The organism is Vibrio nitrifigilis, assembly GCF_015686695.1.
Lineage (GTDB): Bacteria > Pseudomonadota > Gammaproteobacteria > Enterobacterales > Vibrionaceae > Vibrio > Vibrio nitrifigilis.
Genome location: NZ_JADPMR010000003.1, coordinates 350,746 through 376,067, shown reverse-complemented (window position 1 = coordinate 376,067; position 25,322 = coordinate 350,746). Strand labels below are relative to the sequence as shown.

At 41.8% G+C, this 25,322-nt stretch carries 16 protein-coding genes, 3 tRNA genes, 3 rRNA genes and 1 riboswitch; of the genes, 17 read left to right on the top strand and 5 right to left on the bottom strand.

Going from position 1 to position 25,322, the window contains the following annotated elements; genetic code table 11:
* Positions 1–8: 8 nt before the first annotated feature.
* From I1A42_RS15655 to I1A42_RS15635, 5 genes are all read left to right on the top strand, one after another.
* On the top strand, positions 9–2,186 hold the full coding sequence (locus tag I1A42_RS15655; RefSeq protein ID WP_196123992.1) for an integrase: 2,178 nt from the start codon (positions 9–11) through the stop codon (positions 2,184–2,186).
* Positions 2,187–2,723: a hypothetical protein gene (locus I1A42_RS15650; RefSeq protein WP_196123991.1), complete on the top strand. Its 537-nt coding sequence runs from the start codon at positions 2,187–2,189 to the stop codon at positions 2,721–2,723.
* 171 nt (positions 2,724–2,894) lie between these two features.
* Positions 2,895–3,686 (top strand): type IV toxin-antitoxin system AbiEi family antitoxin, encoded by a 792-nt coding sequence (locus I1A42_RS15645; protein ID WP_196123990.1) that lies wholly within the window; start codon positions 2,895–2,897, stop codon positions 3,684–3,686.
* Positions 3,679–4,617 (top strand): nucleotidyl transferase AbiEii/AbiGii toxin family protein, encoded by a 939-nt coding sequence (locus I1A42_RS15640; RefSeq protein WP_196123989.1) that lies wholly within the window; start codon positions 3,679–3,681, stop codon positions 4,615–4,617. The genes I1A42_RS15645 and I1A42_RS15640 overlap by 8 nt, the downstream gene beginning before the upstream one ends.
* A 38-nt stretch (positions 4,618–4,655) precedes the next feature.
* The gene (locus I1A42_RS15635; protein WP_196123988.1) at positions 4,656–6,581 is read left to right on the top strand and encodes a DNA methyltransferase; all 1,926 of its coding nucleotides are present in this window, start codon (positions 4,656–4,658) and stop codon (positions 6,579–6,581) included.
* A gap of 26 nt (positions 6,582–6,607) precedes the next feature.
* Here I1A42_RS15635 and I1A42_RS15630 read toward each other — a convergent pair whose 3' ends face one another.
* Complete coding sequence (locus I1A42_RS15630) at positions 6,608–7,762, bottom strand: integrase core domain-containing protein (RefSeq protein ID WP_196123987.1); 1,155 nt, start codon at positions 7,760–7,762, stop codon at positions 6,608–6,610.
* A 330-nt stretch (positions 7,763–8,092) separates the two neighbouring features.
* Here I1A42_RS15630 and I1A42_RS15625 point away from each other — a divergent pair, with 330 nt between their 5' ends.
* The gene (locus tag I1A42_RS15625; protein WP_196123986.1) at positions 8,093–10,693 is read left to right on the top strand and encodes a DEAD/DEAH box helicase; all 2,601 of its coding nucleotides are present in this window, start codon (positions 8,093–8,095) and stop codon (positions 10,691–10,693) included.
* A 73-nt stretch (positions 10,694–10,766) separates the two neighbouring features.
* Here I1A42_RS15625 and I1A42_RS15620 read toward each other — a convergent pair whose 3' ends face one another.
* The 3 genes from I1A42_RS15620 to I1A42_RS15610 form a co-directional block, all read right to left on the bottom strand.
* Positions 10,767–11,855, bottom strand: coding sequence for a helix-turn-helix domain-containing protein (locus I1A42_RS15620; RefSeq protein ID WP_196123985.1), 1,089 nt, complete (start codon positions 11,853–11,855; stop codon positions 10,767–10,769).
* A gap of 5 nt (positions 11,856–11,860) precedes the next feature.
* On the bottom strand, positions 11,861–12,457 hold the full coding sequence (locus I1A42_RS15615) for a hypothetical protein (RefSeq protein WP_000162945.1): 597 nt from the start codon (positions 12,455–12,457) through the stop codon (positions 11,861–11,863).
* 538 nt (positions 12,458–12,995) lie between these two features.
* Positions 12,996–13,331 (bottom strand): hypothetical protein, encoded by a 336-nt coding sequence (locus I1A42_RS15610; RefSeq protein ID WP_196123984.1) that lies wholly within the window; start codon positions 13,329–13,331, stop codon positions 12,996–12,998.
* 916 nt (positions 13,332–14,247) lie between these two features.
* Here I1A42_RS15610 and I1A42_RS15605 point away from each other — a divergent pair.
* The 5 genes from I1A42_RS15605 to murI all read left to right on the top strand — a co-directional run bounded on the left by I1A42_RS15605 (position 14,248) and on the right by murI (position 18,979).
* Complete coding sequence (locus I1A42_RS15605; RefSeq protein WP_230389537.1) at positions 14,248–15,201, top strand: type IV toxin-antitoxin system AbiEi family antitoxin; 954 nt, start codon at positions 14,248–14,250, stop codon at positions 15,199–15,201.
* 94 nt (positions 15,202–15,295) lie between these two features.
* A complete protein-coding gene (locus I1A42_RS15600; protein ID WP_157726750.1) occupies positions 15,296–15,448 on the top strand; it encodes a hypothetical protein in 153 nt (50 codons plus the stop codon).
* 57 nt (positions 15,449–15,505) lie between these two features.
* A complete protein-coding gene (locus I1A42_RS15595) occupies positions 15,506–15,730 on the top strand; it encodes a hypothetical protein (protein ID WP_196123982.1) in 225 nt (74 codons plus the stop codon).
* Positions 15,731–15,939: 209 nt separating this feature from the next.
* Positions 15,940–16,244: riboswitch (cobalamin riboswitch) on the top strand.
* Between the two features lie 48 nt (positions 16,245–16,292).
* The gene (locus I1A42_RS15590; protein WP_161158561.1) at positions 16,293–18,062 is read left to right on the top strand and encodes a TonB-dependent receptor domain-containing protein; all 1,770 of its coding nucleotides are present in this window, start codon (positions 16,293–16,295) and stop codon (positions 18,060–18,062) included.
* 116 nt (positions 18,063–18,178) lie between these two features.
* Positions 18,179–18,979, top strand: coding sequence for a glutamate racemase (murI, locus tag I1A42_RS15585; protein ID WP_196123981.1), 801 nt, complete (start codon positions 18,179–18,181; stop codon positions 18,977–18,979).
* On the opposite strand, the gene I1A42_RS15580 is transcribed toward murI, so the two are convergent.
* On the bottom strand, positions 18,948–19,397 hold the full coding sequence (locus I1A42_RS15580; RefSeq protein WP_161158559.1) for an RNA recognition motif domain-containing protein: 450 nt from the start codon (positions 19,395–19,397) through the stop codon (positions 18,948–18,950). The genes murI and I1A42_RS15580 overlap by 32 nt on opposite strands.
* Before the next feature lie 549 nt (positions 19,398–19,946).
* Here I1A42_RS15580 and I1A42_RS15575 point away from each other — a divergent pair.
* From I1A42_RS15575 to rrf, 6 genes are all read left to right on the top strand, one after another.
* Positions 19,947–21,499: ribosomal RNA gene (locus I1A42_RS15575) — 16S ribosomal RNA — on the top strand.
* Positions 21,500–21,567: 68 nt separating this feature from the next.
* Positions 21,568–21,643 (top strand) — tRNA-Glu (locus tag I1A42_RS15570).
* A 1-nt stretch (position 21,644) separates the two neighbouring features.
* Positions 21,645–21,720, top strand: a tRNA-Lys gene (locus I1A42_RS15565).
* 28 nt (positions 21,721–21,748) lie between these two features.
* Positions 21,749–21,824 (top strand) — tRNA-Val (locus I1A42_RS15560).
* Between the two features lie 369 nt (positions 21,825–22,193).
* A 23S ribosomal RNA gene (locus tag I1A42_RS15555) occupies positions 22,194–25,082 on the top strand.
* Between the two features lie 113 nt (positions 25,083–25,195).
* Positions 25,196–25,311 (top strand): 5S ribosomal RNA (gene rrf / locus I1A42_RS15550).
* Together the 16S, 23S and 5S rRNA genes with 3 tRNA genes alongside form the textbook arrangement of a ribosomal RNA operon.
* Positions 25,312–25,322 lie beyond the last annotated feature (11 nt).

Genomic DNA, 25,322 nt, shown 5'->3' with positions numbered 1-25,322 from the left:
GCATATCTATGTTGTCGTTTGAAAATTCGCAAGATTTAGAATCTACTTTAGGTGTTATGCGCTCGGTTGGCGGTAATAAAGATTATTTGCAGCAAGAGCTTTTCCCTGCGCTACTGCGAGGTAATTGGGAAGAGTTGGATAAAATGGTGGTCTATCAAGATGAGAGAAAGACAATCTTGTTTGGGGAAGATGCTTGGATGTTTGCACAGTCTGCTTATAAAGGAAAAAATAAGTCAAACATTTATTTTCATATAAAGTTAGAACAAGGCGAGAACGTCATTGAACTTCGTCCAAACGAACGTCATTTAGTAAATCAAGTGAAGTGTATCGCAGTAGCTAATATGTGGTTTTCAGGTCAAAATATTGAGTTAAGTTCTCTCAAAAGCAAGATAGATTCTTTGCGAAATTGTATTGCTAAACTGTTTAAGCGTGGCATTACTTCTTTTGAAGATTTAAACCAAGAGCATATAGAGATTTTGGTTGATGATGGATTTTTTGACATGTCTGATCCCAAAGTATTTACTGGGTTAAACTATCTTCCCGCTTTAAAAGGTTTACTGCCATTTACGGTTAATTTTTATCGCCTAACGCATAAAATGTTTAACGCAAGACCTGATGACACTGAAGGAACATTGGTTATTCCTCCTCGTATATATTTTGCGGCATTAACGGAGTACAGCAAAAGGATTGCAAAAGCATATGGATTAAGGGATGAAATCGAACAAGCTGTTGAGCAGATGCTGTCCTTTTATAAATATGAAGAAAAAAGGATACTTTTAGATGTAAGAAATGGAAAGAGATATCAACCTATAAAGGGTTATGAGAAAAACTGGGAGCGATTCACTCAAGCATTAGAAAGCGAGGGAGTGGCTTTGGTCGATAAAGGTAAAAATCCTCGATGGATGGAAATATTCACCTCGCTTAAAACTCGTATTCTCTTAAAAAAATCACAATTTCGCCGTTTTAATGTGTACATCGGTGACACTGTCTATGACTGGGGGAGATTTAGACGGTATTTAGTTAGCCTGAGTGCAGAGGCTTCGTGGTTGTGTTTGGCGTTATCAGGAATGAGGATAGATGAGCTGTATCGAATTAGTCCTGTATATGGGGCTCAGGACAAGAAGTTTGATAGAAATGGGGATGAGTCAGGTACCGGCAAGGAGCAAATTTACTTTCTAACGACACGCCAATCAAAAATTACACTCAACAGTCAAACCAAAAATGATGTTTTTGTTACCACTGAAACTGGTTGGAAAGCCTTTCATGTGTTAAATGCTATTCATACACCTTATCGAAACAGGTTTGCAGAAAATGACAGTCATAGAATGTTCGCAAACTTGCAAAAGGTTACCTATTTCACGTCTGTAGGTAAGTCTGCGTTGGGGAAAGGTGTCATAAATAATTTTAATAAAAACAACGTTGATTCTATTCTGATATTAGATGATATGGGCTATTTACAAACATCTGATCCAACCCAGACATCTTTTAAACTGGGTGACAGATTTTGCTTTACGTGTCATCAGTTGCGACGTTCACTTGCATATTACCTAATTGGCTATGAGTTATGCTCTTTCCCTGCTTTGAAGCAACAGTTGTCGCATTTGTCGATGGCGATGACACGTTGGTATGCTCGTAACGCCTTTTCATTTGAAAAAATTTACAGCGAAATTCAAAAAGAGCGGATCACGCAACAGGCTGAGATCTTTGCTCGTATATATCAAAAAATGGCAAACTGTGAACGTATTGCAGGGGGAAAAGGTCAAGCAATCAGTCGTGAAGGTGCAAGCTATTTTGAAGATGGAGTAAATAAACGTAAGCTGTCAAAGGAGTACTGGATAGATCTGTTGACCAACGGTAAGGCCCATTTACATGCTGTGGCTCCTGGTATGTATTGTACTAACACTCAATGCTCAATGCGTATCAATATTGACTTAACTGAGTGTGTTGACTGTGAATATGACTTTATTGAAAATGCTGTTTACGCAGAAGTGTCCCGTATGGATGCGACGAGAAATATTGAGTTTTTGAACGAAAACAATGAGTTAAATTCAAGTTCTGCAACAAAATACTATATGCAAGTAAAAGCTGCTGAAGAAATAATGGATGACTTAGCGTTTGAGCATGATAAGTATGAGTTTGCAGCAGATGTGCTGAATTTAGTTATCGATACGACAATGGTGGCGTAGATGGTTGATAGTACAGAGCTAAACCCAACAGAAAAGCAACTGAGAGATGCATTGGAACGCCTTGTTGCTCAGAAGCCAACCAACCGGGAGTTAAAGCAAAAACTAAAAACGAACAAGCTTAAGATTGTTGTTTCTAATGTTGAGAAGGAAGCTGGATTATCTAATGGAGCAGCTAAGCGTTATCCAGAAACTAAGGCACTGATTGAAAACGCTGAAGCGGAGCGTATTTATGGTGCAAGTAATGTATCTGATACTGTTATTCGCGCTCATCCTCTTTATGTTAAGTCTAAAGAGGATCTACTGAAAGCTAAACATGAAATGAAAAAACTTAAGGTTGAGCTAGAACTAAAGGATGAGAAGCTCGATTCTTATAAAGAGCTCCTCAAATATCAAGCTGTAAGAACACATCAAATGACTGTCGCTATGTGGGAACAGATCCCTGATGACAAAAAGCATGTTGAGCTGATGATTGATGTGCAAGATATGAACGCGCATAGTAATGTTGTTGATTTCAAAAAGCGTGAAGATCTGGACTAGTGTTAGGAATACATTAAATCTAGGAATATTCTTTTGTTAGCTTGCCCGTATATGGCTAGGTAAAAGAATGGTTTGTCATATTTTTTTTTTTAATACCTAGGGTGTTATAATTTAATACTGAATAAACAAAAGGTTTGCGTTTTACGTAATATTCATACTTTAGGTATAAAAATGTCATCCAAGATAAACTGGCTGGTTACCCATACATCTCCTGGATCTCTCGTTCTACAGCAATGGCTGACTGAGAACGGAATTAGCTATTCCTTAGCTCAAAAATATGCGCAGAGTGGTTGGCTTAGCAAGCTATCTTCAGGCGTTTATTATCGGCCAGGCGCAAAAGATGATGTTAAGCCAGGCTGGGTGGATGCTCTACAAGCGATGGACACACAGTTGCACCATCGTGTTCATCTGGCTGGGTTAAGCAGTTTAACTCACCAAGGACTGAGTCACTATTTACAGCTAAGTAAAGAACAAGTTTGGATAGGGGTGAAGAACAAACAATCATTACCTAAGTGGTTTCGTGAATTTCCCAATCAAAATTGGTTTTATTGTGGTAACCATAAGCTTGAAGCTGTCTCTGACAAGGACCTAAAAGTGATTACGGTTAAAGGAAAAGAGCTAAAAGCTAGTTGCCCAGAGCTTGCTGCTTACGAGGTTGCTGATGCAATCGGGAAGCAAATTTCTTTTGAGCATGCAGCAGAGCTTTTTCAAGGTCTTGTAAACCTGAGCCCTAGAAAGGTGCAATCTCTTCTTGAACGTAGTAGCTCGGTTCAAACCAATAGAGTGTTTTTGTTTTTGAGTCATTATCATGGGCATCAGTGGACTCAGCGCATTGATGAAACAAAGATCTCATTAGGTTCAGGAAAGCGTCAGGTGGTAGAGCAAGGGCGATTTGATGAGCGTTACCAAATCACTGTGCCAGAGATATTAAGTGTAAAAAAAGAAGAAGCAAACAATGGATAGAGAGAGCCCTTATTACAAGCAAGTTTCACTGCTGATTAGAATGTTACCAGTGGTTGCAACAGAACCTTCATTTGCACTCAAAGGTGGTACAGCTATCAACTTATTTGTGAGAGATTTTCCACGCTTGTCTGTGGATATTGATCTTGCTTATCTTCCTCTTGAGCCCCGAAATGAAGCTCTAGCAAATGTAAAAGCAGCATTGCAACGTATAACCGATTTAATCAACAAAGAACCTGAGAACCGAGCTGTATTGCAGGACCATAGGTTAGATGAATTGCGTATTGTTGTTACAAGTCCTAATGCAACAATTAAAATAGAAGTCTCTCCGGTAGCAAGAGGTACGTTGCATAAGCCAGATAGCTTAGCTGTCCAAGAATCAGTTGAAGAAGAGTTTGGTTATGCAGAGATTCCTGTAGTTAGTCTGCCCGATCTTTATGGCGGAAAACTATGTGCTGCCATGGATCGCCAGCACCCTCGCGACCTGTTTGATGTTCGTATGCTGCTTGCAGAGGAAGGTATTTCACGAGATATCTTTGTTGGATTCATTACTTACGTACTAAGCCACCCAAGACCTATCAATGAGGTTATGGCTCCTAACTGGCAACCTCTTGATGATAAGTTTCAAGCTGAGTTCGATGGCATGACCTTTGAACCCGTTGAGTTAAACGACTTAATTTCTACAAGGCCTGCGATGGTCGCTGCACTACAAGCCCACTTCACAGAAAAAGATCGCTCATTTTTGTTGTCATTCAAACAAGGGAATCCTGATTGGTCACTGTTTGACTACCCAGATGCAGCTGAACTGCCAGCTATACGCTGGAAGCTTCAAAACATAACTAAGTTAGCTAAGAATCAAGAAAAACATGTAGAGCAGCTAACTAAGTTAGAGTCTGTACTTGATGAGTGGCTTAAGCAAGCTAATACCAATTAACTTTCTAAAAGTTTTAACAATAATTCTAAGGAGTAGGTGTGTCACGATTAACTGACCTCATCGCCCAAGCAAAAGCAAAAGATCCGCAAATGGGCGCTGATTTAGAGCGAGAGTTTAGGGCTCTTTCATCACGTCGTTCATTTGGTTTGAATTTCGAGCGTCATCGCCCTGAAAACGTTGAACTCCCGCAGCGTCCTGTGCGTAAAGGTGACAAAGTTCGTGTACTTCCGCCCCGCGGAGATACATCCAAAGGTGATCAAAGACTTTGGGTCGTGAAGCAATTTGAAATGCTGGAAGGTAAAAAAGTTGCTCATCTTGTTGAGCGCTATGCAGTGGAACCAGAGACTAAACAAGTGGACGTTACTGATCTTGTTGTTGTAGCCGAATTTCGAGACAAGATTTATCCAGGACTTGTGAGCACTGGGAAAGTTGAGAGAGGGGGCGACAAACCGTTTCATTCAGTGATCAATGGTGAAAACTACCATGTTTTGAAAGCCCTAACTTTTACCCATCGGGGCAAAATTGACGCTATTTATATTGATCCACCCTACAATACTGGTGCCAGAGATTGGAAATACAACAACGATTATGTTGAATCTGAAGATTTATATCGTCATTCCAAATGGTTAGCTTTTATGGAGCGACGCTTAAAACTAGCAAAAGAACTGTTAAACCCTAAAGATTCAGTGTTAATCGTAAGTATTGATGAAAAAGAGTACCTTAGGTTGGGGCTACTACTCGAACAAGTGTTTCCCGAAGCAAATATTGAAATGATTACATCTATTATAAGTGCTAAAGGTGTTGCGCGAGCTGGTCAGTTTTCTCGGGTGGAAGAGTTTATTTATTTTGTGCGAATTGGCCAATCTATTGTTGGGCTGGGCGAGCAAAATATGTTAGACCAGACACGAAACGCAAAAGACAAAATTGGTAAAAAAATTGACTGGCTAGGCTTGAGACGTCGAGAGCCAACGGCGCGTAGAGGTGCTAGACCGAATCAGTTTTATCCATTGTTTGTAAATGTGGAGACCGGGCATTTAGTTTCTATAGGAGAACCTATTTCCGATGAAATCGATCGTAAGACGGTCAAAGTTCCACATGGTACATTCGCAGTTTGGCCTCTTCGTCCAAATGGAGAAGAGGGGCTTTGGGGGTTGACTCCTGAAACTGCGAAAAAGTACCTTGAAAAAGGGTATATACGAACTAGAAACCATAAACCAAAACTAGAGACAGCTTCTGTTCATTATCTTCCTAGTGGTACCGTAAAAGCTATTAGTGAAGGTAAGATTAAAGTGACTGGTCGCGATCCTGATGGTGCAGTTCAAGCCGTATATGTGGAAGCTAAAGGTGTGATACCAAAGAGAGTCTGGAACATGCCCTCGCACAATGCAGAAAATGGCGGCTCTCTAGTTCTTTCCAAAATAATACCTGGCAGGCGATTTCCTTTTCCCAAGTCAATCTATGCAGTAGAAGATGCTTTAAGGTTCTTTGTGGAAGAAAAGAAAGAGGCTGTCGTTCTGGATTTCTTTTCTGGCTCTGGCACTACTGCTCATGCTGTAATGCGTTTGAACCGAAAAGATAGAGGTAATCGCCAGTGTATATCGATAACAAATAATGAGGTATCAGCTGACGAGCAAAAGCAGTTGATTAAAAAAGGCCTTCGAGCTGGAGATAAGGATTGGGAAAAGCTGGGTATATGTGAGTACATTACAAAACCTCGAATTAAGTCTGCTATCACAGGATTGACTCCTGAAGATAAACCAATTAAAGGAGATTACAAATTCAATGATGAATTCCCAATATCTCAAGGTTTTAATGAAAGTGCAGAGTTTTTTACTTTGACCTATGAAACTCCAATAGCAATAAACCATAATCTAGCATTTTCTAAAATTGCACCACTGCTTTGGCTAAGGGCGGGCTCTAAGGGTAAAAGGATTTGTACAAAGTGGACATCGTTTACGTTTTAAACCGGGGACATGGTTTACACCTGTCCCTAGCTTAGTCGAACAATTCTCTTCTGTCTTTCATCCAATAATCCTATTTTCATGAAGGAAAAATAGACTTCACTGACATCATCATTAAGCTGACGAAGCCCAATTGATTCGCCGGTTAAAGCAGAGTGGACGTACACTAATTGACCTTTCCATTTAATTTCCCCGCTATGTCTGACTTTTCTTATTTCTATATCAAGGTCGTAGTTGATTTCATACTTATTGGGAACATAAATCCTTGGTGAATATTCATAATGTTCTGCAGGTCTTGTTCTGCCTAGAGCTTCATGTGATCTCAGGTAGTTATAGTTATCTCTAAATTGATTAAAACTCATCTGTTGCTTTTCTAACGTATGCTGCATCGGGTTCATTGATTCTGCTTTTAATGTACGATGCATACGTTCATGCCTGCTGTTCTGTGTTGGTTTTCCTACTGCGATTCTTTCTGGCGTGATACCCAATTTGATGAACCAAATTGAAAGATAACTTAACCCTGCCAGTGCTTTTGATGCAAAAGGAACACCGTTATCACTTTTAATGACTAGTGGTAATCCAAATTCATGAAAGTGTCTTTCCATTACCGCATGCACGCCTTGGAAACCTGTACTCATAAGACCGTCCACACCAATTAAAAATCGACTGAAATCATCAGTAACAGTTAATGGATAACACCATTGTGAGTTTCCCAATAAAGACTGCCCTTTAAAGTCGATATTCCAAACATCATTTGGTTGAGTCGACTTAGTCAGGTTTGCAGAATAAGGAGTGACAGAACGCTTTATTCGTCTCGGTTTGACTAAACCAGCTTGAGAAAAAATGTGTGCGGTTGTGCTATCTGCTGGGCAATGAAGTCGTGGGTATTTTATCTTGAAGAGATCATTAATTTTTTTCGGTCCCCAATGAGGATGCGACCTTTTTAATGCCAATAACTTGTCTGATATAGCCGGTGGTGTTTGATTAGGCGATGAAGCGGGACGGCGACTTCGCTCATAAAGTCCAGAAGGGCCATATTGAGAATAACGCGCAATCCATTTATCAACAGTCGGACGACTAATAGAATACTTACTTGATAACAATGTCTTAGTGTATCTACCAGATAGCCAGTCGGATATAAATTTGATTTTTAAATCCATAACACAAGTCTCTTTCCAAGCCATAGTTAGTCCTCCTAACTATGAGTTTTAACTTATGTAAACGAAGTCTCCAGATCATTTTGTAAAGTATGTCCCCGGTTTGTACAGATTGAGGAGCTTCCCCCGCAAGGATGGGATATTGCTGAAACTTACGGCGTGCTGGCAGATCTCGATAAGAGTCAGGAGTTTTGTGTAAGAGCAACCGAAAGTAAAGACATGAGAATTGCTTACATAGTTACCAATGATGATCGCCGCTTTCAGTCTGTAGCGAGAAATCTTCCTAAAAATGTGGAACCTGTTCGCTTGTATGAAGCTTATCTAAACAATTTTCAGTTCACTAATGGAGAGTAAGTCGTGAAATTTACGTTAAAAGATTACCAACGTGAGGCAGTACATGACTCGCTCAATAATTTGACTAAAGCTAAAAAGCGTTGGCATGAGGATGATGATATACATGCGTTCTCGTTAACGGCGACCACTGGTGCAGGTAAAACAGTTATGGCTGCGGCTGCATTCGAGGCATTGTTCTATGGGGATGATGAATTTGATTTTGAAGCTGACCCCGGTGCGGTTGTTATATGGTTTAGTGATGATCCATCTTTGAATGAGCAAACACGCTTTCGTTTAATGGAAGCGGCTGACAAACTAAACCATACAGATCTTGTTGTGGTAGAGAATTCTTTCAGTCTGGAGAAATTCGAGCCTGGGAAAGTGTACTTTCTAAATACTCAGAAGTTGAGTAAAAACAGTCTTCTAGTTCGGGGATACGATCCCGATGCTCAAAATTCTGCGCAAAACGAGTTATTCCCAGAGATTCGCCCAGATCTGCGTTCACACACAATCTGGGAAGTGATTCGCAACACAATTGAAGACCCCAATTTAACCTTGTATCTCGTTCTTGATGAGGCGCATCGTGGTATGGGCTCTAAGAGCAAAGCTGCTCAGAATGATAAGTCAACCATTGTTAAAAGACTAATTAACGGTTCCGGCTCTGTGCCTGCAATTCCTGTTGTTTGGGGTATTTCCGCGACAGTAGAGCGTTTTAATCAAGCTATGAGTGTAGCTGAAGGGCGAAGTACACTACCTAATGTTGTTGTTGACCCTTCGAGAGTCCAAGAGTCGGGATTGTTAAAGGATACGATTATCCTCGATATTCCTGATGAAGCAGGTCAATTCGATACAGTTCTGGTGAGAAGAGCGACAGATAAGATTGTTGAATCAAGCCAAGCTTGGGCCGATTATACAGCTGCTGAAGGGCTTCAGCCAATGTTACCCTTGATGATACTTCAAGTACCAAACAAGCCTAACCCAGATGATATCAGTCGTGCATTAGATACTATTTTTGAACGTTGGCCTGATCTTAAAAATACAAATATTGCTCATGTATTTGGTGAAAGAACCACGATGAACTTTGGCCGTCATACAGTGTATTACACGCAACCAGAAAGAGTTCAGGATGATACAGAAATACGAGTACTGATTGCAAAAGATGCAATCAGTACTGGGTGGGATTGCCCTCGAGCTGAAGTGATGGTCTCGTTTAGACATGCGAAGGATCAAACCCACATTACGCAGTTACTAGGGCGAATGGTTCGAACACCGTTAGCTCGTAGAATTCCTGGTAACGATAGGCTAAATGCTGTGGATTGTTTGCTGCCATTTTTCGACAAGAAGTCTGTTGAAGCGGTAGCAGAGTCATTAATGCATGGGAGCTTTAGCGAAGGTGAAGCGCCTATCCAAGGGCGTCGTGTGCTTATTAATCCTGTTAAGCTGGAGCCTAACACTAAAGTTAGCAACGATATCTGGGCAATTTTTTCAAATATCCCCTCCCAGATATTACCGCAGAAAGTTGCTAAGCCTATCAAGCGTTTGACTGCTTTGGCACATGAGTTATCGCACGATCAATTGTTGGAAAACGCAGGAAAGAGAGCTCATGAAGAGATGCACAAAGTGCTAAATGCTGCGTGCGCACGTTATTCGACACAGGTTGCGGAAGCAAGAAAAGATGTACTGACAGTAGATGGAAAAAGCTTGAGAGCCGATTTAGGTGGAAAAAGTATGTCTTTTGATGACTTCGTTGAAGAGGCCGATTACGCAGTAATTGAAGATGCGTACAAACGTGCAGCTCGAGCGTTTAGTCCAGATTTAGCCAGAACATATGCTGAGCACCTCGCGGATAACAATCCAGTTGCTGATTCAAGAGAAGAGGCTTTAATGGATGCTCATGTTGACATTGCAGCTCTTGGATTGGTTAAGGATGTTTCTGAATACTTAAACTCAGAAGCTGAAAAATTGGCCAATCAATGGTTCAAAGAGCATCGAGTTTCAATAAAGAACCTCACGGACGTGCGCCAAGATGTTTATCGCCAAATTCGAGAGATGAGTAAAGAGCCACAGGACGTCGATCTATCTCTTCCTAAAACATGGATGGAACCAACAACGGAAAGGCTTGCTGACGGTTCGGAAGTGCTTTTGCCAACTTTTGACTCTCATTTAATGTCGAAGGACGATGGTCTTTTCCCTGCTATATTAAATGATTGGGAAATTAAGGTAATAGAGCATGAGACTAATAGAGATGGATTTGAAGCATGGTACAGAAATCCTTCTCGAGGTAGCCAAGATAGTTTAGGCATAGCATATCTCGATAATGGTGAATATAAATTATTGAGACCGGATTTTATCTTCTTCGCGAGAAAGCCTGACGGAACGATCGCAGTTGATATCGTCGATCCACATAGCTTGCACTTAAGCGATGCCTTGCCTAAGTTGAAGGGACTTGCAGAATATGCAGATAAGAATGCAAGAAAATATCGTCGAATAGAATCTGTTGCGGCCTTTAATGGGAAGTTAAAGGTATTAGATCTCATGGAGCCAACAGTGAGAAAACAAGTTTTAGATTCAGATAATGCTAAATCGCTTTTCGAAAGTGAGCTGGCCTTTGATTATTTGAACTAATTTCCGATATGGATTGTTAAATGGCCAATCGGTGTCCCCTAAGATGGGTTGCTAATTGGCCATTTAAGATAGTTTAAACGGAACGCAAAGGTGGAGGGGGTAACATTAGACTGTAACGCTCCTTCAAAAGCTGTCGGCTTAAACCACTATTAGCGATAAGGTTTTCAAGAGTGTGAATATCTAGTAATTCTATAGCTCTTTGAAGCATCATAGGGTGCTCTATATTCATCAGTTCATCGCCCCTTTCAACCTTTGCAAAGCCATTTCTTGAGAGGTAGATATAACCTGATTTAGCTTTGTCACTAGTTATCAGTCCGAGAGCTTTTGCTCTATATAGAATGGCCTTAAGGCTGACGCCCCATCGAACTTTCATTTCAACAAGCGCATCCCAATTAAAGTATGAACCTCTTACTCTTGGAAACTCTGCAACGAAAGAGCTTCTTGGCATTAAAAATGCGCTAGCAAAGTTATTGGCTTGTTGTTCAGTGGCTCGACAACCTGTCTCAATACCTTGGTGCATAATTAGATGGCCTAACTCGTGTGCACAGTCAAAGCGAAGCCTACCTGGACTCTGTTTTGTTGTATTTCTTACAATTAATGGACGAGACGTATATATAGAGAATGCGTCAATGCGTTCATCAGCATCAGTAAGATTGACAACAATACAACCCAGCTTCTCTTGCAATTTTATCATGTTAGATATCGGGCCTAAGCCAAGACCGAACTCTTTTCTTGCGCGTTCAGCGAGAAGCTCAATATCTTTCATCGACCTGAACTCATGATCTTCTGCTGAAAAGATGCTTACTTCCGGAAAGCCTACTTCATCTTCTATAGCAGAAACAAAATAACTATCAAGCATTTCTACTTGAGCCATTATTGTTTTTTTGAGTGTCTGAGTTGACGATCTCAAGCTTCTAAAATGGCATTGTTCAGCTTCAATGGTCTTTACTCTTGGCCTAAAGAAGAAGCTTGTATTGACTGAAAGAAGACTACTAAGAAGCTCTATTTGTGCATCCGATGGAGAAGCATTATTTTCTAGCCTAGATGCATATTGTCTTGTTACCTGTAAAGCATCTCCTACATCTGCTAGCGATAGACCAGCAGCTACTCGCGCCAATTTTAGTTGCTCGCCGTTAAAACGATTAACAGCTTGATAAATCATTTCTTTTACTCATCAGAGACCTTTTTTTGTACTTTCTTTTTACGAACCAATAATGGTTCATCAATTTCAACCGACTCTGGTTTGTCTGTAACAACAGGACCAGTTACAACTGTGTCGTATTCCCAACTGCATATTACGTTGCCATTGCCGTTGAAACCCAATAAAGAAATAGATGGGGAATAATCAACACCATTAGATATAGGATTTAAGTAAAATCGCCAAATCAATGGGGTATCAACATAGTCTTCCTCTAATTCAAGAGATATTTGATGCTTTTCAACAGCATTGCGTTTAAGGCGATGTTGCTTGCGAGGTGAGTGAGGGTCATCTACAACAAATTGAACAAGAGTGTTTCCAACTCTAGCAGTGTAATCCATTGTTTGGTTGGCAAGTGTGAGCCATGGATAAGCACTGTCTGAGTGCATACGGATTAGCATTCCCTGTGGTAAACCATAATTTGCAGTGCCTTTAAACCAGGCCGTCGCATTGGGACTTTCTGAGTAATGATGGGCCTCATCGAGCACATCGAGTAGGTTTTCACTCAATATGTGCAAGCGTTCTTCCGTTAGGTCTGGAGCATAAAATTCAGGTTTTTTGGTCATTCGTTCTATCCGTATGTTGGGTTAAACTATGCAAAAGTTGTGAAATGTAAACTTATTTTATGCTAAATTGTTTTTTTGTCAACTGATGAGTGACTGAGAAATAGCTACAAGAAAACTGATGAATGTAATTAATTACACGAAATTTGAACCTTTATAGGTCGATTTTGTTTGGGATGTTTTTTTAACTAAAGGAGGGGAAACTTATCGGAATATGGATTCAAGATTTTGATGTGCCTAGGAATGCCCCAAAAATGAGTTACTCATCATTTATATGTAATATAGAACACTGAGGCATTAATAAATTCTTGGTGGAGAAAAATAGTCCAATAACCTTGTTCGTAAAGTTTGGCAAAAAACACATAGATGTTATGTGTCTGTGATTTGATTTATTGTTACTCTCTCCCTGTAGTGGTCAACAAAAATTGGCCACAGTTTTAGAGTTTTCCTAACACATGGATGCTCAAGTATTTTGGTCTCATCGACTTCCAATAAGCCTTATGTGAAACAAACGATTTCGGTATTCTATTTGTTAGTTTTCTTACCATTCGAACGTTAACTCATATGAACCATTACTATCCAATAGTTGAAATGAGTTATCCGTAATATTTTTAATGGTGAAATATTGTGACCGCATCAACCCATAGACCCCCATGTCTCTGTAGTTCTTATACCCGCAATCTTCCCACATAACATCGACCTCAACATGGTCAAAGTGCTTGATAAACATGCAGTCAATACTATCAGCTACTACTTTTGTATTGCCGTTAACAACTGCAGTAATATAAAAATATCCACGATAACTCGTTGCATTTCGGTCATCACTTAAATCCTTTATTAATTCATATAGATAATGTTCATTATTGATGTAATTCATTTGCGGCCTCTTTGATAATAAGTAATTGTATGCTAGCGCTCTAGTTAATTACGTGTTGCACTAAAACCATAAGATATGAAAATCGTCAAATGGTGATTGAATATGTAACTGTAGTCATAATCTTCTGTTGGGGGATGTAGGTCAAGAACTGATATGGATAGTTGTCAGGATACGAGCGTGAGATAATTTTTGTTGGTCACTACAAGTAGTGGATAATATAGAAGATGGATCTAATACGATTTCATTAAGAGTTATTCAACGGTAAGTCAGAGATGCCGCTGCCATCTCAATGTCACCTTTGTTCCTTACGAACTGACTGTGACCAAGTGCTGCGCGGACCCACATACAAAGTATGCCTCATATTTAAAGACCAAGGGGCGTATGCTTGGTCTGGGGTAATGATAGATAGTATTGAGTACATGGGCAACCGTTAAAGTTTCTGTCTGAGCTCTTTGGGTTATGAAGAGTTTTAGCCTTCTTTTTCAGCGTTAGTTTATTGCTCAACATCATAAAAATAGGCGTACTGAAAGTTTGAAAGTACGTACTGAAAGTTTGAATTAACCCTTTTTTAATTACTTATTATTTTCATAAGTAATTGATTTTTAAATAATAAATTTAAATATTAATGGTTCTCAAATAAAGTGGGTTTAGCATGACAAAAATGACCTAAAAATAGAACTAATATATTGATTATTATAATAAAAATATCACTCCTCCTATTGTTGTATTCATACTTTCAAGAAATGCGTAGTGAATGTATGTTTTTAATCCTACCTATTGATTTTAATGAAATTTCCTCAATAAAATTTACTGCTTTTTTTCATTTTTCTCGAAAGTTTTAAGTTTTTAAGCTATAAAACTCTATAGTTTAACTTTTTTCATGAATCATGAAAAATGTATGAGGCGTGTATTTACGATGAAACAACTCCATAACGAACCCAATCTTATTGGCTTACCGTCAGAATTCAACGCTGTCTATACGGATGGAAAAATGGGTGGTAGGCCACAGCTTAAAATGACAGTTAATGGTCAGCCGATAACTTTTAATATTTTTTATGCTCATATACATCGTAAAGAAAGTATTAAAAGCTATTTGAAACGACGACCAAAAGCTAACGACATACTTTTCTGTAATCACCTTAGCGATTATCTTAGGCAGTTATGCCATGACTCAAATATCAACTATGCCGATGACTCCGGAAACGTAAGAGTAATGACTGGTGACATATGCATATTCATTGGCAATAGACCTCCGATAAAACAAAATAAATCTCACCAGTTTATGACTATCGGTATCATGAAGTGCTTATTTGCTCTTTTCGCTGAAAAAGGCCTTATCAATGGGACCTATGCGAATATTGCATCTAAAGCGGACATTTCGGTTGGTATGGTTACAAAGGCAATGAAGTACCTTATTGAAAACAACCATATAGTAAAGAATAAACGCCAAAGAAGATTTTTAAATGAGCCAGAGCTGCGTTATGAATGGTTGAAAAGCTATGGTCACATTTTAGCTCGCTATCATCAGGTGACGACTTATCCTCCGGTTGACAATTGGGAAGATATCTTATTGCAGCCAGGAGATGTTTGGGGTGGAGAAGTGGCCGCGACTCAGCTTACAAAATATAACCACCCTCACGAGATACTATTGTTTAGCCGACATCAACCGGTCAAGTACTCTATCGGACATAAAGAGTTGCCACCTCTTAAAGTAATAAAGCCATTTTGGGGCGAGTCTTTAAAAATTGGTCAACCTGCGTTGGCATTACTAACTATGGCTGAGTTGCTACTATCTAAGGATGCGCGCAATAGAGAAGTGGCTTATCTTATCAATGATAAATACGGAGAGTTCAACACATTACCTTTGTGAACTTTGCTATGTTAGGAAGTTCAAAACTGACTTTCATAAACATAGGACTAGCAAAAATAGAATCATACTGGCAAATTGGTGAATGGGAGGTTTTATGACCGAGAAACAACGCAGAGCTATCTTGTACCGTGCCGCTCGTAACCGACGAAACGGTTTGCATCTTAAAAGTGACGATCACCTTGAGCGTAGTGTTAAGGAATCACGGCAGTGGCGAGAATCCATTGAATTGAAATCATCTAGAACCTAAACCAAATAAATTTAAGCACTACTGATTAATCTTACACTATAAGCAGGGATAAAATGCATGACTGACCCATACTTAAACCTACTGCCGACACTAGAAGAATTCGAACTGCCAGATGTTCCTTGGAAAGTTGTTGACCCATCATCGTTACCGAAAGCCACTCTTTCAGCATTCGATTCATTTATGAGCGGAGCTAGCGTCCCTCATAGGATATTTGTTTATAGTCACGACTACTCTCGTTTCTGCATGCTCGTTCGCCGAGGAGATATAAAATTATCTGATTGAGTATAAAAATTGGTAGTAGTTTCAGAAAAAAGTAGATAAAGAACTGGCTATAGCAGAGTTGAGTTCGTGGTTTGATAAAATCAATGAACATTTTTAGTTGATTTCAATCAACTAAACTAGCAATTGAATAGATTTTGATTAAAATCAATTTTTTGGCAGGTTTAGGTTTTCTGTCCGTCTATGTTGCAGGGAAAGTAAGAATGCGAATCTCATGATTCTCAATGGTCTAATCGAATGAAAAATTAGAAAGACCATAAGAGAATGTGAAAAATTTAGACAGTAATACGGATTGATCTGATATTTTTAGTTTTAGACGCACTAACTCCCATTTTAAAAGATGTTATCCCTCTCTAATCTATTTTTTAAATGTATGCTTTCCCAACTGTAGATTGCTGACGCGCAGCGGTAATAGAGTACGAACACTCATTAAGACACTGCAATGAAAATTGTGGGAAGTCGAGTAAGTAGGATAGATCTCTTAAGTCCGAATACCTGCCAACGACTGAGCAAAATAAAGGGCATCGAGATCCTGCTCAGCTTATTTACGCGATTAGGAAAAGTCATGAAAAAGTCTTATATAGCGATGGCAGTGGTGTCGTCTTGGGCGTGCGCGTCCGTCTCTTATGCTCAAACAACCTCAACAGATGATACTGTTGTAGTGACCGCCAACCGATTTGCTCAAAACGTACAATCAACGACAGTGCCTGTTGAAATTGTGACTCGTAAAGATATTGAGCGCATGCAAGCAAATTCACTATCTGAAGTGCTACGTACTTTACCCGGTGTTCAAATTGGCTCTAATGGTGGCTACGGTCAGTCACAGAGTGTGTTTGTTCGAGGCACTAACTCAGATCATATTTTAGTGTTGATAGACGGTGTTCGTTTTGCCAGTGCCACTACGGGGACGGCACCTTTTGCCAATATTCCTTTAGTAGGGGTTGAGCGCATTGAATTTCTTCGTGGTAGCCGTGCTGCTGTCTATGGATCAGACGCGATTGGTGGCGTGATTAACATTATCACTGATAATCATAGTAACCAGACTCAACTCTCTACTACAGCAGGAAGCGATAATTATCACTCAGGCCAAGTGCTAGCCTCGAATCAGGTTACCAATGATTTACACTTATCTCTTGGTGTGTCAGGAGTTGATACTGATGGTTACTCCGTTAAGACCAGTGATATGGACGATGATGGCTATCGTTCGAAAAGCATGACAACGAATGTCAGCTATCGAATTAATGAGCAATGGGATGCGGGATTCTTCTTCCTAGGTCAAAGAGGGAAAGTTCAATACGACGGTTATTATAATAGAAGTAATGAAAAGCTTTATAATGCGGTTACTCGTTTGAACTATCATAAAGATTCTTTACAATCTCGTTTAACAGCGAGCGCAAACCAAGTAAGAAGTGAAAGCTTTACCGATTCATCCCAAAGTCGTTATGTTACAGACCGTCGTGAACTTTCTTTTGATAACCAATATGCGTTTAGTAATGAGCTATCAGTGAGTGCTGGGGCAAACTGGTACAAAGACAGTGTGAGTTCTACGACAGATTATTCAGAAACATCACGTTCTAACGTGGGTATATACGTCAATACTTTGTATCAATTAGAACAGGTAGATGTAGAAGCTGCGTTACGTAGTGATGATAACCAACGCTATGGCCAAAACGAGACTTGGCAATTAGGTTTGGGGTATCGCTTGAATTCAACCTATCGTATAACAGCAAACGCAGGTAATGCTTTTAAAGCGCCTACGTTTAACCAACTCTACTATCCTGGGTACGGTAGTTCGGATGTTAAGCCTGAGAAGTCTCGTAACTATGAATTAGGAATGACGGCTGATTATGATTTTGTATCTTTGCGAGCGAGCGTATATCGAAATGATTTAACGGATATGATTGCAACAGTAAATGATTATGCAACAAATTACGGTGAGGTTTCTATTAAAGGCCTAGAATTTGGAGCTGAATTTGATACTGGACCAATTAGCCATAAATTGTCATACAATTATACAGATGCCGAGGACAAAGATTCAGGGAATGAGCTTGCTCGTCGAGCGAAGAACTCAGCTAAATGGAATGTGTTTTATGAACTAGACCAATGGACTTTTAATGTTGATTACTTGTTCCAAGGCAAAAGATATGATGACTCATCGAATGATGACAAGTTAGGAGCGTATTCATTAGTAGATTTATCTATGAATTACCTCTTTGCTAACGGTATTAAGTTGTCTGGAAAAGTTGGCAACGTATTTGATAAAAAGTATGAATTAGCGTCTGGATATATAACACCAGAACGTAAGTATTATGCAACAGCATCGTATTCGTTTTAAAATGAAGCAGTAATGATTAACCGCCTTCGGGCGGTTTTTTTATCCTTTATTGACCGTTGCTATAGGGATAAGAGAGAGTATGATCATGACGTTTTTTCTTACTAAGTGGTCTATGTGTGGACAAAGTTAAGCAATCAAAAGTTCTTGTGTTTGATTCTGGTGTTGGCGGTCTATCTGTTTATAAAGAAATTAAACAGCGATTACCACATATCGATATTGTGTACTTTTTTGATAACGAAGCTTACCCATATGGAGAGCTAGATCCCGAGACATTAGTTACACGTGTAGACTCATTTATTACCGATATAGCTCAGCGTGAACAGATTGATCTAGTCGTTATTGCATGTAATACCGCCAGCACTATTGTTTTACCGAGCCTTAGAGCAAAACTTTCCATCCCTGTCGTTGGTGTTGTTCCCGCAATTAAACCAGCCTCCGCCATTGCAAATAAGGCGGTTGGTCTTATCGCAACGCCAGCAACCGTCACGAGATCTTATACTCACGAGCTAATTAAACATTTTTCCCTAAATAAAAAGGTAGAGCTGCTCGGTTCAACTCGATTAGTAGATATGGCCGAAGAAAAATTACGTGGTAAGCCAGTAGATCTGTATGAGCTATCAGCAATCCTCAAACCTTTACAAGGGATAATCGACGTTGCGGTGTTAGGTTGTACCCACTTTCCATTAATAAAAGATGAAATCAGTCAGGTGTTAGGACAACAAATTGTTCTGGTGGATTCGGGAGAAGCCATAGCAAGAAGAGTGGCTTATCTTATTGGAGAAGGAGAGGGAACGATAGATAAGACGAAACATCAGATTATTGCAAGTGCACCTCTTTGGGAAGAAGATGCACTTAACCAACATTTGTCACAGTTAGGTTTTCTACCTATTCAGTACTATCACCATTTGGATGCTTAGGATCATTAGCAACGCGAACCTTCAAAGTGCGTTGCATATAATCCGCTTCATTAAGAGCATCAATAGCGATGTCTGCTGTAGTAGAGGACATAACGACAAAACCAAAACCACGTCTCTTACCTGTGCGTTTATCTTTCATAAGTCGCACAGCAAAAACATCACCATAATCGGCAAATAAATCCCTTACATTAGACTCGTTAGCTTTGTAAGGTAAATTACCAACATATAGCGTTGTGGTGCCAGTTGATGAGTTAGCTTGAGGTGATTGAGTTGTTCCGTTCGCAAAAGTGAATATAAAAAATGTAACAACAACACCAATCAAAAAGCTAATAACAGGGGATAAAGTTAGTTGCGAAAAAACAATCGCACCAACTAGAGCAAATACAACCGTAACTAAAATCGATTTATTAGAGTTCATATTGAATACTACTTATCTGTGAAAACATAAGAGGCTTTTGTCCAGCTTTAACAAAATAGACACATGAATATTACGTATATGCTTGGATTTTTTCCAACCAATTGCTGTGACCACCCTCAAATGTTGATATTTTATTCGATAAATCAGGCTTTGATGGCTTTTTAATCGAACAAATTCTTTTTTTTAAAAAACACTTGTCATAATCTCATAGCTCCCTATAATGCCGCCTCACCGACACGGAGTGAGATACAAATCACAAAGTGGATTACGAAAGTAGTTAAGCGGTAATGAGAAAAAGATGAAAAATATCTTGACTCAAAATATTTAAAGCGTATTATACGCACCCCTAGCCGAGGCGCTTTAGAGAATAAAGCAAGGTTAGGAAGCTCTTTAACAATTTAAACCTATCAATCTGTGTGGGCACTCGTTGATGATAATCAAATGAGAAACTTCGGTTTCCAATTGGTTTCAATGAACTGAGTGACCAATCAAGACTTCGGTCTTGGCACAGTCAATTTATTCAGTATTCATTGAGCCACAAAAAACTTTTAATTGAAGAGTTTGATCATGGCTCAGATTGAACGCTGGCGGCAGGCCTAACACATGCAAGTCGAGCGGCAGCGACATAAACAAACCTTCGGGGGCGCTTATGGGCGGCGAGCGGCGGACGGGTGAGTAATGCCTGGGAAATTGCCCTGATGTGGGGGATAACCATTGGAAACGATGGCTAATACCGCATAATAGCTTCGGCTCAAAGAGGGGGACCTTCGGGCCTCTCGCGTCAGGATATGCCCAGGTGAGATTAGCTAGTTGGTGAGGTAAGAGCTCACCAAGGCGACGATCTCTAGCTGGTCTGAGAGGATGATCAGCCACACTGGAACTGAGACACGGTCCAGACTCCTACGGGAGGCAGCAGTGGGGAATATTGCACAATGGGCGCAAGCCTGATGCAGCCATGCCGCGTGTATGAAGAAGGCCTTCGGGTTGTAAAGTACTTTCAGCAGTGAGGAAGGTGGTGAGATTAATAGTCTCATCATTTGACGTTAGCTGCAGAAGAAGCACCGGCTAACTCCGTGCCAGCAGCCGCGGTAATACGGAGGGTGCGAGCGTTAATCGGAATTACTGGGCGTAAAGCGCATGCAGGTGGTCTGTTAAGTCAGATGTGAAAGCCCGGGGCTTAACCTCGGAATAGCATTTGAAACTGGCAGGCTAGAGTACTGTAGAGGGGGGTAGAATTTCAGGTGTAGCGGTGAAATGCGTAGAGATCTGAAGGAATACCAGTGGCGAAGGCGGCCCCCTGGACAGATACTGACACTCAGATGCGAAAGCGTGGGGAGCAAACAGGATTAGATACCCTGGTAGTCCACGCCGTAAACGATGTCTACTTGGAGGTTGTGGCCTTGAGCCGTGGCTTTCGGAGCTAACGCGTTAAGTAGACCGCCTGGGGAGTACGGTCGCAAGATTAAAACTCAAATGAATTGACGGGGGCCCGCACAAGCGGTGGAGCATGTGGTTTAATTCGATGCAACGCGAAGAACCTTACCTACTCTTGACATCCAGAGAACTTTCCAGAGATGGATTGGTGCCTTCGGGAACTCTGAGACAGGTGCTGCATGGCTGTCGTCAGCTCGTGTTGTGAAATGTTGGGTTAAGTCCCGCAACGAGCGCAACCCTTATCCTTGTTTGCCAGCGAGTCATGTCGGGAACTCCAGGGAGACTGCCGGTGATAAACCGGAGGAAGGTGGGGACGACGTCAAGTCATCATGGCCCTTACGAGTAGGGCTACACACGTGCTACAATGGCGCATACAGAGGGCGGCCAACTTGCGAAAGTGAGCGAATCCCAAAAAGTGCGTCGTAGTCCGGATTGGAGTCTGCAACTCGACTCCATGAAGTCGGAATCGCTAGTAATCGTAGATCAGAATGCTACGGTGAATACGTTCCCGGGCCTTGTACACACCGCCCGTCACACCATGGGAGTGGGCTGCAAAAGAAGCAGGTAGTTTAACCTTCGGGGGGACGCTTGCCACTTTGTGGTTCATGACTGGGGTGAAGTCGTAACAAGGTAGCGCTAGGGGAACCTGGCGCTGGATCACCTCCTTAACGATAAGATTATTGCGATGAGTGTTCACACAGATTGATACGGTTTAGAAAGCAAAGAGTATCTTAGTGTCCCGTTCGTCTAGAGGCCTAGGACACCGCCCTTTCACGGCGGTAACAGGGGTTCGACTCCCCTACGGGATACCATGGGTCGTTAGCTCAGTTGGTAGAGCAGTTGACTTTTAATCAATTGGTCACAGGTTCGAATCCTGTACGACCCACCATTTCCTTCCACAGGAAATCAAATAATGTGGGCGATTAGCTCAGTTGGGAGAGCACCTGCCTTACAAGCAGGGGGTCACTGGTTCGAACCCGGTATCGCCCACCACTCTCTAAATATTTTTGGAAACGGATTCCAAACCACTTCAGTAACACGTATGTGGTTGGAATTAGTGACGCTGAAAATCTTTAGAAAGTGCTGAAAATGTACTTTTGCTCTTTAATAATTTGGAAAGCTGACAAAACATTCTTTTAGAATGTTTGTAAAAGTTCTCAATTATTTTCTTTATGAAAATAACCAACACACATTCAAGTGTTCTTGGGAAGCTTACTTTTTAAGTAAGTATTCAAAATTGAGTCCGGCAATATCGAGTCTGCAACATGTATAAAAATGCAGACAACCTTGGTGACTAACCTTTGATTTCACTTTTTCAAAGTGGAGACAAATAGTACAACTCAAAACTTTTTTGGGTTGTATGGTTAAGTGACTAAGCGTACACGGTGAATGCCTTGGCAGTCAGAGGCGATGAAGGACGTACTAACTTGCGATAAGCGTAGATGAGGCAGTAAGAGCCACTTGAGTCTACGATGTCCGAATGGGGAAACCCAACTGCATAAGCAGTTATCTTTAACTGAATACATAGGTTAAAGAGGCGAACCGGGAGAACTGAAACATCTAAGTACCCCGAGGAAAAGAAATCAACCGAGATTCTGGTAGTAGCGGCGAGCGAAACCGGATTAGCCCTTAAGCCATTTATGCGTCAGGTGAAGTGTCTGGAAAGGCACGCGATACCGGGTGATAGCCCCGTAACCGTTAACGTATTTGTGGTGAAATCGAGTAAGGCGGGACACGTGATATCCTGTCTGAATATGGGGGGACCATCCTCCAAGGCTAAATACTCCTGACTGACCGATAGTGAACCAGTACCGTGAGGGAAAGGCGAAAAGAACCCCTGTGAGGGGAGTGAAATAGAACCTGAAACCGTGTACGTACAAGCAGTAGGAGCCTCTTTATGGGGTGACTGCGTACCTTTTGTATAATGGGTCAGCGACTTATATTCAGTGGCAAGGTTAACCGTTTAGGGGAGCCGTAGCGAAAGCGAGTCTTAACTGGGCGCCCAGTCTCTGGATATAGACCCGAAACCGAGTGATCTAGCCATGGGCAGGTTGAAGGTTGAGTAACATCAACTGGAGGACCGAACCGACTAATGTTGAAAAATTAGCGGATGACCTGTGGCTAGGGGTGAAAGGCCAATCAAACTCGGAGATAGCTGGTTCTCCCCGAAAGCTATTTAGGTAGCGCCTCGGACGAATACTACTGGGGGTAGAGCACTGTTAAGGCTAGGGGGTCATCCCGACTTACCAACCCTTTGCAAACTCCGAATACCAGTAAGTACTATCCGGGAGACACACGGCGGGTGCTAACGTCCGTCGTGGAGAGGGAAACAACCCAGACCGCCAGCTAAGGTCCCAAATTACAGCTAAGTGGGAAACGATGTGGGAAGGCTTAGACAGCTAGGATGTTGGCTTAGAAGCAGCCATCATTTAAAGAAAGCGTAATAGCTCACTAGTCGAGTCGGCCTGCGCGGAAGATGTAACGGGGCTAAGTTGTAAACCGAAGCTGCGGCAATGCCTTTTAGGTATTGGGTAGGGGAGCGTTCTGTAAGCCGTTGAAGGTGGATTGTAAAGTCTGCTGGAGGTATCAGAAGTGCGAATGCTGACATGAGTAACGATAATGGGGGTGAAAAACCTCCACGCCGGAAGACCAAGGGTTCCTGTCCAACGTTAATCGGGGCAGGGTAAGTCGACCCCTAAGGCGAGGCTGAAAAGCGTAGTCGATGGGAAACGGGTTAATATTCCCGTACTTCTTACAATTGCGATGGGGGGACGGAGAAGGCTAGGTGGGCCTGGCGACGGTCGTCCAGGTTCAAGTGCGTAGGCTTGGAAATTAGGTAAATCCGGTTTCCTTTAAGGCCGAGACACGATGTCGAGTCACTAAGGTGATGAAGTCATTGATGCCATGCTTCCAGGAAAAGCCTCTAAGCTTCAGATTGTAAGGAATCGTACCCCAAACCGACACAGGTGGTCGGGTAGAGAATACCAAGGCGCTTGAGAGAACTCGGGTGAAGGAACTAGGCAAAATGGTACCGTAACTTCGGGAGAAGGTACGCTCTTGACGGTGAAGAGATTTACTCTTGGAGCTATTGAGAGTCGCAGATACCAGGTGGCTGCAACTGTTTATTAAAAACACAGCACTGTGCAAAATCGTAAGATGACGTATACGGTGTGACGCCTGCCCGGTGCCGGAAGGTTAATTGATGCTGTTAGAGGTAACTCGAAGCGGTTGATCGAAGCCCCGGTAAACGGCGGCCGTAACTATAACGGTCCTAAGGTAGCGAAATTCCTTGTCGGGTAAGTTCCGACCTGCACGAATGGCGTAATGATGGCCACGCTGTCTCCACCCGAGACTCAGTGAAATTGAAATCGCTGTGAAGATGCAGTGTACCCGCGGCTAGACGGAAAGACCCCGTGAACCTTTACTACAGCTTGGCACTGAACATTGAGCCTACATGTGTAGGATAGGTGGGAGGCTATGAAGCAGTCACGCTAGTGATTGTGGAGCCGACCTTGAAATACCACCCTTGTATGTTTGATGTTCTAACTTGGCCCCATTATCTGGGGTGAGGACAGTGCCTGGTGGGTAGTTTGACTGGGGCGGTCTCCTCCCAAAGAGTAACGGAGGAGCACGAAGGTGGGCTAATCACGGTTGGACATCGTGAGGTTAGTGCAATGGCATAAGCCCGCTTGACTGCGAGAATGACAATTCGAGCAGGTGCGAAAGCAGGTCATAGTGATCCGGTGGTTCTGAATGGAAGGGCCATCGCTCAACGGATAAAAGGTACTCCGGGGATAACAGGCTGATACCGCCCAAGAGTTCATATCGACGGCGGTGTTTGGCACCTCGATGTCGGCTCATCACATCCTGGGGCTGAAGTCGGTCCCAAGGGTATGGCTGTTCGCCATTTAAAGTGGTACGCGAGCTGGGTTTAGAACGTCGTGAGACAGTTCGGTCCCTATCTGCCGTGGGCGTTGGAAGATTGAAGGGGGCTGCTCCTAGTACGAGAGGACCGGAGTGGACGAACCTCTGGTGTTCGGGTTGTGTCGCCAGACGCATTGCCCGGTAGCTAAGTTCGGAATCGATAACCGCTGAAAGCATCTAAGCGGGAAGCGAGCCCTGAGATGAGTCTTCCCTGGCGCTATAAGCGTCCTAAAGGGTTGTTCGAGACTAGAACGTTGATAGGCAGGGTGTGTAAGCGTTGTGAGGCGTTGAGCTAACCTGTACTAATGGCCCGTGAGACTTAACCATACAACACCAAAAAGGTTTTGTATCGGACTCGATATAGAGACACACTTGATTGTGTGAGAACGACAGCTTTCTGAATTAATTGTTGCTGCGTAGCGGTAACAACAAAGAATTTGCTTGGCGACCATAGCATTTTGGACCCACCTGATCCCATGCCGAACTCAGAAGTGAAACGAAATCGCGCCGATGGTAGTGTGGGGCTTCCCCATGTGAGAGTAGGTCATCGCCAGGCTTTAAATTCCA